Origin of the sequence: Streptococcus sp. k-628 (assembly GCF_013277475.1) — a bacterium.
Lineage (GTDB): Bacteria > Bacillota > Bacilli > Lactobacillales > Streptococcaceae > Streptococcus.
Genome location: NZ_VMMZ01000064.1, coordinates 1 through 8,495, shown reverse-complemented (window position 1 = coordinate 8,495; position 8,495 = coordinate 1). Strand labels below are relative to the sequence as shown.

At 41.5% G+C, this 8,495-nt stretch carries 12 protein-coding genes; all 12 read right to left on the bottom strand.

What is annotated here, in order from left to right; genetic code table 11:
- Positions 1–20: 20 nt before the first annotated feature.
- Positions 21–305 carry a GIY-YIG nuclease family protein gene (locus HT730_RS07815; protein ID WP_173307267.1) on the bottom strand — a complete coding sequence of 95 codons (285 nt, stop codon included), beginning with the start codon at positions 303–305 and terminating at the stop codon, positions 21–23.
- Positions 295–1,044 (bottom strand): tRNA1(Val) (adenine(37)-N6)-methyltransferase, encoded by a 750-nt coding sequence (locus HT730_RS07810; RefSeq protein ID WP_173307266.1) that lies wholly within the window; start codon positions 1,042–1,044, stop codon positions 295–297. The genes HT730_RS07815 and HT730_RS07810 overlap by 11 nt, the downstream gene beginning before the upstream one ends.
- Before the next feature lie 53 nt (positions 1,045–1,097).
- Positions 1,098–1,457: a S1 RNA-binding domain-containing protein gene (locus HT730_RS07805; protein WP_050246774.1), complete on the bottom strand. Its 360-nt coding sequence runs from the start codon at positions 1,455–1,457 to the stop codon at positions 1,098–1,100.
- A gap of 1 nt (position 1,458) precedes the next feature.
- The gene (locus tag HT730_RS07800) at positions 1,459–2,859 is read right to left on the bottom strand and encodes a bifunctional Cof-type HAD-IIB family hydrolase/peptidylprolyl isomerase (protein ID WP_173307265.1); all 1,401 of its coding nucleotides are present in this window, start codon (positions 2,857–2,859) and stop codon (positions 1,459–1,461) included.
- 82 nt (positions 2,860–2,941) lie between these two features.
- Positions 2,942–3,445 carry a GNAT family N-acetyltransferase gene (locus HT730_RS07795; protein ID WP_031222773.1) on the bottom strand — a complete coding sequence of 168 codons (504 nt, stop codon included), beginning with the start codon at positions 3,443–3,445 and terminating at the stop codon, positions 2,942–2,944.
- Positions 3,446–3,616: 171 nt separating this feature from the next.
- Positions 3,617–3,856 carry a 30S ribosomal protein S18 gene (rpsR, locus tag HT730_RS07790; protein WP_000068664.1) on the bottom strand — a complete coding sequence of 80 codons (240 nt, stop codon included), beginning with the start codon at positions 3,854–3,856 and terminating at the stop codon, positions 3,617–3,619.
- A gap of 31 nt (positions 3,857–3,887) precedes the next feature.
- Positions 3,888–4,358: a single-stranded DNA-binding protein SsbA gene (ssbA, locus tag HT730_RS07785; protein WP_000609606.1), complete on the bottom strand. Its 471-nt coding sequence runs from the start codon at positions 4,356–4,358 to the stop codon at positions 3,888–3,890.
- A gap of 11 nt (positions 4,359–4,369) precedes the next feature.
- Positions 4,370–4,660 (bottom strand): 30S ribosomal protein S6, encoded by a 291-nt coding sequence (gene rpsF / locus HT730_RS07780; protein WP_001151777.1) that lies wholly within the window; start codon positions 4,658–4,660, stop codon positions 4,370–4,372.
- A 152-nt stretch (positions 4,661–4,812) separates the two neighbouring features.
- On the bottom strand, positions 4,813–6,159 hold the full coding sequence (gene asnS / locus HT730_RS07775; protein ID WP_161683683.1) for an asparagine--tRNA ligase: 1,347 nt from the start codon (positions 6,157–6,159) through the stop codon (positions 4,813–4,815).
- Between the two features lie 16 nt (positions 6,160–6,175).
- Entirely contained in the window at positions 6,176–6,541 is a 366-nt protein-coding gene (locus HT730_RS07770; RefSeq protein ID WP_061424169.1) for a VOC family protein, read from the bottom strand.
- Positions 6,534–7,721: a pyridoxal phosphate-dependent aminotransferase gene (locus tag HT730_RS07765; protein ID WP_173307264.1), complete on the bottom strand. Its 1,188-nt coding sequence runs from the start codon at positions 7,719–7,721 to the stop codon at positions 6,534–6,536. Before HT730_RS07765 ends, HT730_RS07770 begins: the two co-directional genes overlap by 8 nt.
- The gene (locus HT730_RS07760; protein WP_049512551.1) at positions 7,718–8,206 is read right to left on the bottom strand and encodes a DUF5590 domain-containing protein; all 489 of its coding nucleotides are present in this window, start codon (positions 8,204–8,206) and stop codon (positions 7,718–7,720) included. Before HT730_RS07760 ends, HT730_RS07765 begins: the two co-directional genes overlap by 4 nt.
- Between the last annotated feature and the right edge of the window lie 289 nt (positions 8,207–8,495).

Here is an 8,495-nt window from a genome sequence, read left to right as displayed (position 1 = left end):
CTAGCTTCCTAGTTTGCTCTTTAATTTTCATTGAGTATAAGTAAATTTCTATCTTGATTTTCAGATAAAAATTGCTCCTTCTGTGGCCTCTTCTTACGCTTGAGAAGGGCTTCTGCCGACATGGCTTCTTCCTTACTGGCAAAACCTTGAGCATAGATAAGTTTGACTGGCAAGCGTGCTCGTGTATATTTGGCTCCCTTCCCACTATTGTGGACAGCGAGGCGTTTTCTCACGTCAGTCGTATAACCCGTATAGTAGGAACCATCACGACACTCCAGCACGTACATATAAGCCTTATGATCCATAATAAATCTCTTCGAGTTCCGGCGTATAAGAGCCATCATCATTGTGAACAATGAGAGGTGGCAAGACCTTAAAGCCACTTGTCGAGCCATCCTTGATAGCCTCAATCAAGAGCATATTGGCTTCCTTTTCTCTTTTTGGATAAACAAACTGCAGGCGCTTTGGGGCTAGATTATGCCGTTGCAACATATCCAGAATGTCCAAGAGTCGATCAGGACGATGAACCATGGCCAAACGCCCATTAGATTTGAGAATACTCTGGGCACTACGACAGATTTCTTCCAAATTAGTCGTGATTTCGTGGCGCGCCAAGAGATAATGTTCGCTCTCGTTCAGATTAGAATGAGGATCCACCTTGAAATAGGGTGGATTACACAAAATCATATCCACCTTACTTCCCTGGATGTAAGCAGGCATATTTTTCAAATCATCACAGATGACCTCCATCTGCTCTTCTAAACCATTCAAACGGACAGAGCGCTCAGCCATATCCGCCAAACGCTCCTGAATCTCAACAGCCAAAATCTGTGCCTGAGTCCGAGTGCTAGCAAATAGCCCCACTGCTCCATTTCCAGCGCAAAAATCCACTATCAAGCCCTTTTTAGGGAAACGTGGAAAGCGTGACAAGAGAACACTGTCCACCGAATAGCTAAAGACCTCTCTATTTTGAATAATTTTGATATCTGTTGAGAAGAGCTGGTTAATGCGCTCCCCTGATTTTAATAATTGTTCTTCTTCCATGGTTCTATTATAGCAGATTTATATTAACATTACAAAAAATATAAAACTCTAAACTACTTCTTCTTTTTTAAATGGTGCAGGGCTTCTCTAGTCCAGATTGGTAGCATTCGTCGAAAGGGCGCAAAGCCGTAGTTAAAGCGGTCGCTTGAAAAGCGTCTCCGTCTCGGAAACTGGTGCTTTTCTTCCTCCAAAGTGCGGATAGAAAGGCTGGCTTTCCCTGTAAATTCATCTAAATCCACTACCTGAACCTGAACCTCTTCATCGACTTTCAAGGCGTCATGAATATTTTCAATAAAGCCTGTCCGAATCTCTGAAATGTGAATCAGTCCCGTATCACCCGTCTCTAGTTCAACAAAGGCACCATAGGGCTGAATCCCTGTAATACGCCCCTTTAGCTTATCACCGATTTTCATCTTAGTCCTCGATTTCAATTGTTTCAATCACGACATCTTCAACTGGCTTGTCCATGGCCCCTGTCTCAACAGAAGCAATGGTATCCAAGACAGCATAAGAAGCTTCATCAGCTAACTGACCAAAAACAGTATGACGGCGGTCTAGGTGAGGAGTTCCTCCTTGGTTGGCATAGATTTCCGCAATCGGTTCTGGCCAACCACCACGAGCAATTTCTTTCTTAGAATAAGGTAGGTGTTGATTTTGCACGATAAAGAACTGGCTACCGTTGGTATTTGGACCAGCATTTGCCATGGAAAGAGCACCACGGATATTGTAAAGTTCTTCTGAGAATTCATCCTCAAATGATTCGCCGTAGATTGACTCGCCACCCATACCAGTTCCAGTTGGATCTCCACCTTGGATCATAAAGTCCTTGATAATACGGTGGAAAATGACTCCATCATAGTAACCATCTTTTGAAAGTGCAACAAAGTTAGCCACTGTTTTAGGAGCATGTTCAGGGAAGAGCTTAATACGCAAGTCTCCGTGATTGGTCTTAATGGTCGCAAGAGGACCTTCTACTGTTTCAATGGCTACTTGTGGGAAATGCAATTCTTTTTCTACCATACCAAATCCTTCTAAGGCATCAAAAATGCCATCTTCTTCTAATGTTTTTGTAATATAATCTGCTTTTTCTTTGATCTTATCATGAGAAATTCCCATTGCAACGCTGATTCCAGCATAATCAAAGAGTTCCAAGTCATTCAGCCCATCTCCAAAAACCATGACGTTCTCTGGTTTCAAGCAAAGGTGTTCCACAACCTTTTCCACCCCCGTCGCTTTGGAGCCTGAAATCGGCACAATATCAGACGAATGCTCATGCCAACGAACCATGCGAAGTTTGTCTGAGAGACTGTCAGGCAAGTGCAAGTCATCTCCTTTATCTTCAAAAGTCCACATCTGATAGATATTTTCTTTTTCATGGAAATCAGGATCTACATCTAAATCGGGATAAATTGGATTGATAGCTTCACTAATCATATCGGTACGAGTCGACAATTTGGCATCATGACTCCCAACCAAGCCATACTCTATTTCCTCTTGCTTGGCCCAAGAAATATACTCCTCAACATCTGACTTCTCAATCTGATGTTGATAAATAACCTGACCTTTTTTATCTTCGATATAAGCCCCATTTAAGGTCACAAAAAAGTCAGGATTCAGTTCACGAATCTCTGGTACAACACCAAAAATCCCCCGTCCAGAAGCAATACCTGTCAAGATTCCTTTCTCACGTAATTGCTTAAAAACAGTTGGGATTGAAGACGGAATAAAACCTGTCTTGGAATTTCGCAATGTATCATCAATATCAAAAAAGACAATCTTAATCTTTTTTGCCTTGTATCTTAATTTGGCATCCATCTCACTACCTCTTTCAATCTAACTCTTTCCATTATACCATAAAGTAGCTAAATCCCCTATTTTCAAAGAAATTCGCCATCTCTTATTCGAACTTCTTTGATAAGTACAGAACTAAATCATCATTATTTTGAATAGTAGCATTCATTTCCAAGGGTTGATTTCGATACCAGACACCTGTCCCATCTGGAATGTAGCCCCGTCTGATATACAATCTCTGGGCAGGTCCATAGCCTGAGTGCAAACCTACACCCAACGTCACTTTGTCTGAAAAAAACTTAACTCGATTTTCTGCCTCTTCTAGCAGTTGACTCCCAATCCCTTGATTTCGAAAAGGCTCAAACACATTAAAATCTGATAATTCTGGATAGACTTCTGCAAAAGGACCATGTTTAGCAGAGGGCAAAATGGTAACGTAGCCCGCTACAGCACCATCAATCTCTGCAACTAAGACTTCTCTCTCCCCACTTTCCTGTTCCAGAAAATATCTAGCCAAAATTTCCTCTCTACCAGGCCAACCTTGATTCATAAATCCATGAGATAAGGATTCAATATCAGACTTAATCATATTTCTAATCGTACAATTCATCTTTGACTTACCCACCTTTACTCTTTCTATTACTATTATAGCACGCCAAGGTCAGAAAAAAACTATCTCGTGAAAAAAGACCCGTCGGGGTCTTAATTCACTTTCTTGTTTTCAAGCTCATGAAAAAGAGGTCCACTGGACCTGAAAAAAAGACCCAACCGGGTCTTTTCTTTAATCTTCATTTACGAAAGGCATCAAAGCCATTACGCGAGCGCGTTTGATAGCTGTTGTTACTTTACGTTGGTTTTTAGCTGAAGTTCCTGTTACACGACGAGGAAGGATTTTCCCACGTTCTGAAACGAAACGGCTAAGAAGCTCAGTATCTTTGTAATCAACATATTCAATTTTGTTTGCTGCGATGTAATCAACTTTTTTACGGCGTTTGAATCCGCCACGACGTTGTTGAGCCATGTTTTTTCTCCTTTATAATTTTAGTTGTCCATTAGAATGGTAAATCATCATCTGAAATATCCAATGGATTTGTTGCTCCAAATGGATTTTCATCACGTGAAAAGTCTGGTACTGAATTTGTAGGCGCTGAATAGTTTGCAGTTGGTGCAGAATAAGCTCCACCTGTGTGACCTTCACGCACACTACGGCTTTCCAACATTTGGAAATTCTCAGCCACGACCTCTGTCACGTAGACACGTTGTCCTTGCTGGTTATCGTAACTACGAGTCTGGATACGACCTGTCACCCCGATAAGTGAGCCTTTTTTAGCCCAATTAGCAAGGTTTTCAGCCTGTTGGCGCCACATAACGACATTGATAAAATCAGCCTCACGTTCGCCATTTTGACTCTTAAATGTACGGTTTACTGCAAGAGTAAAAGTCGCAACTGCTACATTTGATGGGGTATAACGCAACTCAGCGTCACGTGTCATACGCCCTACAAGTACAACATTGTTAATCATAGTTTACCTTCTTACGCGTCAATTTTGACGATCATGTGACGAAGAATGTCAGCGTTGATTTTTGAAAGACGGTCAAACTCTTTAAGAGCTGCGTCGTCGTTTGCTTCAACGTTAACGATGTGGTAAAGTCCTTCACGGAAATCTTTGATTTCGTATGCAAGACGGCGTTTTTCCCAAGATTTTGATTCAACAACAGTTGCACCGTTGTCAGTCAAAATAGAGTCAAAACGTGCTACCAAAGCGTTTTTAGCTTCTTCTTCAATGTTTGGACGAATGATATAAAGAATTTCGTATTTAGCCATTGATATGTTCCTCCTTTTGGTCTAATGACCCCAAGACTTTGCAAGGGGTAAGTGAGGTTCGCTCACAATAAACTATTATACTAGAAAAAAATTTTTTACGCAAGTAAAAACTCTGGAATTCGAAAAAACGCCACATGGGCGTTTTCCTATTCTTATGGTTTAATACGGTGCAACATACGTGGGAACGGAATGGCTTCACGGATGTGTTTTGTTCCTGCCGCGAAGGTTACCATACGCTCGATACCGATACCAAATCCACCGTGTGGAACTGTACCGTATTTACGAAGGTCAAGGTAGAATTCGTACTCTGTACGATCCATACCAAGTTCATCCATCTTAGCTACAAGAGCATCGTAGTCTTCCTCACGCATAGACCCACCGATAATTTCTCCATAGCCTTCTGGGGCAAGCAAGTCTGCACAAAGCACGCGCTCTGGATTTCCAGGAACTGGTTTCATGTAGAAGGCCTTGATAGCTGCTGGGTAGTTCATGACAAATGTTGGCACACCAAAGTGGTTTGAAATCCACGTTTCGTGTGGTGAACCAAAGTCATCACCATGCTCAAGATGTTCGTAGTCAGCATCTTCATCATTCTCATGCTCTTGCAAGAGGTCAATGGCTTGATCATAAGTGATGCGTTTGAATGGCTCTGCAATGTAGCGTTTCAGGAGTTCTGTATCACGTTCCAAAGTTTCCAAGGCTTGAGGCGCACGGTCAAGAACACCTTGAAGAAGAGCTTTTACATAAGCTTCTTGCAAGTCAAGTGACTCATCATGTGTCAAGTATGAGTACTCTGCGTCCATCATCCAGAACTCAGTCAAGTGACGACGTGTTTTTGATTTTTCAGCACGGAATACTGGACCAAAGTCAAAGACACGACCAAGGGCCATAGCGCCTGCTTCTAGGTAAAGCTGACCTGATTGGCTCAAGTAGGCTGGCGTTCCGAAGTAATCAGTTTCAAAAAGTTCAGTTGAATCTTCTGCCGCGTTTCCTGAAAGAATTGGGCTATCAAATTTCATGAAGCCATTCTTGTCGAAGAACTCATAAGTTGCGTAGATGATAGCGTTACGGATTTGCATCACCGCTACTTGCTTACGAGAACGGAGCCACAAGTGACGGTTGTCCATCAAGAAGTCTGTTCCATGTTCTTTTGGTGTGATTGGGTAGTCTTGAGATTCACCGATCACTTCGATGTCTGTAATGTCCAACTCGTAGCCAAACTTAGAACGTTCGTCTTCTTTGACAATACCTGTCACATAGACAGACGTTTCTTGGCTCAAGCGTTTGATAACATCAAACTTTTCAAGTCCTACTTCTTCACCAAATTTTTCGACAAAGTTTGGTTTAAAGGCCACACCTTGGAAGAAGGCTGTTCCATCACGCAATTGCAAGAAGGCGATTTTCCCTTTTCCTGATTTGTTGGCAACCCAAGCGCCAATCGTCACTTCCTGACCAACATAGTCTTTTACATCAATAATCGTTACACGTTTTGTCATTATTTTTCCTTTTCTTTTTTTATTCTTTATGGCAAACCACTTCTATATTGTTCCCATCTGGGTCAACCACAAAAGCAGCGTAGTAAATCGGTTGCTCACTGCGATAACCAGGAGCTCCATTGTCTCGCCCACCTGCCTCTAAACCAGCCTCATAACAAGCTTGAACCTCTTCCTTATTTTCTGCTAAAAAAGCAAAGTGAATAGGATTTTGCTTCCCCTGAGCCAGCCAAAAATCACCACCAGGATGAGGGCTGTTTGGGGCAAGAAAACTGATTAGAGAAGTGGTCTTAAAAGCCAATTTATAGCCCAAAGGAGCGAGAAAACTCCTATAAAATCCTTCTGAAATTTGTAAATCCTTTACCTTAATTTCAAAATGATCAATCATTCTCACTACCCATAAATGCTTTCAAGCGTTTAACTGCTTCTTTAAGCGTGTCTAGGTCTGTCGCATAGCTGAGGCGGACATTTTCTGGCGCTCCGAATCCTGCTCCTGTAATCAAGGCTAGACCAACTTCTTCAAGAATAGCCGTCGTAAATGCTGTTACATCGCTATAACCTTTCATCTCCATAGCTTTTTTGACATTTGGAAAGAGATAGAAAGCTCCTTGTGGTTTGACAACTTCAAAACCAGGGACTTCACACAAGAGTGGATAGATGGTATTGAGACGTTCTTCAAATGCTTGACGCATAACTTCCACAGAATCTTGCGGTCCAGTTAGGGCTTCGATGGTTGCATATTGTGAAACAGCAGTTAGGTTAGAAGTTGTTTGACCTGTCAATTTGCTCATAGCAGCAATGAGTTCTGGATCACCCACTGCATAACCTACCCGCCAACCCGTCATGGCATAGGCCTTAGATACACCGTTAATGACAATGGTTTGCTTACGAATTGCTTCTGATAGACTTGAGATTGGAACAAATTCATTTCCATTATAAACAAGGCGACCGTATATATCATCTGCTAAAATCAGAATGTCATGCTCAACTGCCCAATTTCCGATAGCTAGTAATTCTTCACGAGTATAGATCATACCAGTCGGATTAGATGGTGAATTGAGAACCAAAACCTTTGTCTTATCTGTCCTAACTAGTTCTAGTTGATCCACCGTAACTTTAAAATCATTGTCTTCTTTAGCTTGAACAAAAACTGGAATCCCTTCTGCCATCTTGACCTGATCTCCATAACTAACCCAATATGGGGTTGGGATGATGACTTCATCACCTGGATTGACCACAGCCATAAAGAAAGTATAGAGTGAGAACTTAGCACCGGTAGCAAATGTGACTTCGTTGGCCGCTACGGAATAACCATAATAACGCTCAAAATAGGTATTGACTGCTGCTTTTAACTCAGGCAAACCTGAAGCTACCGTATAGAAAGAAGCACGTCCATCTCGAATGGCTGCAACAGCTGCATCTTGAATATTTTTGGGAGTATGGAAATCGGGCTGACCTAAAGTTAAGAAAAGTACATCTTTTCCTTCAGCCTTTAACTTCTTTGCTCTTGCATCACTAGCCAGAGTCACACTTTCTTCCATTTCTAAAACACGATTGGATAGTTTCATAGGCCCTCCTTATTGACCAATGCTCCTGTTTCAAAATCTACTAGATAAAAATCAGATCCTGACTTGACTTCCCAGATTGGTTTGTCTTGATAACGGCCAAAGGTAATTTTGTCAATCTCGCCAGCTCCTTTTTCCTTAGAAACCGCTTCTGCTTTTTCTTGTGAAACACCTTGATTTAGCTGATAAACGTAAATCTTATGGTCATCTTTTCCAATCAGGACAGCAAGTGCTTCTTGTTTTTTATTACGACCAAGAACGCTATAATAGGATTCCAAGCCATTGTATAAGTCAACCTGATCAGCCTGCTCTAATCCTGCATACTGCTGAGCTAATTTTTCTCCTTCACTTTTAGCTGTTTGATAAGGTTTCATACTCAGAAACACTAGATACAGAAAGGAAGCACTGATAACCACAAACAAAATCGTCATCCCTAGACCATACTGCCACAGTAGATTATTTTTTGCTTTGTTTTGTCTTTTTTTCACTCGTCTATTTTACCATCTATTAAGCTTTATTACAAGTGAATATAAGAATACTCTGCGAAAATCTCATTCAAACCTCGTCAGCGTCGCCTTGCCGTAGGTATGGTTACTGACTTCGTCAGTTTCATCTACAACCTCAAAACAGTGTTTTGAGCTGACTTCGTCAGTTCTATCTACAACCTCAAAGCAGTGCTTTGAGCAGCCTGCGGCTAGCTTCCTAGTTTGCTCTTTGATTTTCATTGAGTATGAAATAAGATATGCACAAATTGATTAGGAAAGTCAAATGAATTTC

What these genes read in the sequence shown, in the direction of transcription:
- HT730_RS07770 (WP_061424169.1), bottom strand. Translation starts at nt 6,541, where the DNA reads ATGATTGATCATTTTGAAATTAAGGTAAAGGATTTACAAATTTCAGAA.
- HT730_RS07795 (WP_031222773.1), bottom strand. Translation starts at nt 3,445, where the DNA reads ATGAATTGTACGATTAGAAATATGATTAAGTCTGATATTGAATCCTTA.
- HT730_RS07810 (WP_173307266.1), bottom strand. Translation starts at nt 1,044, where the DNA reads ATGGAAGAAGAACAATTATTAAAATCAGGGGAGCGCATTAACCAGCTC.
- HT730_RS07805 (WP_050246774.1), bottom strand. Translation starts at nt 1,457, where the DNA reads ATGAAAATCGGTGATAAGCTAAAGGGGCGTATTACAGGGATTCAGCCC.
- rpsF (WP_001151777.1), bottom strand. Translation starts at nt 4,660, where the DNA reads ATGGCTAAATACGAAATTCTTTATATCATTCGTCCAAACATTGAAGAA.
- HT730_RS07765 (WP_173307264.1), bottom strand. Translation starts at nt 7,721, where the DNA reads ATGAAACTATCCAATCGTGTTTTAGAAATGGAAGAAAGTGTGACTCTG.
- HT730_RS07815 (WP_173307267.1), bottom strand. Translation starts at nt 305, where the DNA reads ATGGATCATAAGGCTTATATGTACGTGCTGGAGTGTCGTGATGGTTCC.
- ssbA (WP_000609606.1), bottom strand. Translation starts at nt 4,358, where the DNA reads ATGATTAACAATGTTGTACTTGTAGGGCGTATGACACGTGACGCTGAG.
- HT730_RS07800 (WP_173307265.1), bottom strand. Translation starts at nt 2,859, where the DNA reads ATGGATGCCAAATTAAGATACAAGGCAAAAAAGATTAAGATTGTCTTT.
- rpsR (WP_000068664.1), bottom strand. Translation starts at nt 3,856, where the DNA reads ATGGCTCAACAACGTCGTGGCGGATTCAAACGCCGTAAAAAAGTTGAT.